Annotated in this window: 1 protein-coding gene; it reads right to left on the bottom strand. The window is 31.2% G+C overall.

Annotated features, from left to right (window positions below; translation table 11 throughout):
* Positions 1-32: 32 nt before the first annotated feature.
* The coding region (locus tag AC27JR_RS17010; protein ID WP_487174231.1) for a hypothetical protein at positions 33-400 on the bottom strand (368 nt) is incomplete at its 5' end.

Raw genomic sequence — 400 nt, forward strand, 5'->3', positions numbered from 1 at the left:
CAGTCCTGCTTGAGCAACTTGTTATGAGTATTTTAGCCGCCAGTTATTAGTTTGGATTGTATTACTAACAAATGATACATAGAAGCTTGAACCCAAAGAGTTAAGATAATAGTCACCATATAGGCTGTGATTTTATTTAAACCTTTAAAGTGATTTATTGCGACTACAGAAAATTGAAAGATATTAAGAAGAGTTAACGAAATAGCAACAATACCAAGAAAAATAGCATTAACTTCTTTTGGTAATATATTCACTCCAGCTCCTTCCCATGTGACTTTGGCTATTGCAAAAATAATGGCACACAAACCGACATTTCGAATGAAATCAAAAATAAATTTCATACTAAAGTTTACTGCGTCTAATTTTAGGTAATCTAAAAGTTGATTCATACATATACTCA

This window comes from Pseudoalteromonas sp. NH0006-26 (assembly GCF_057552415.1).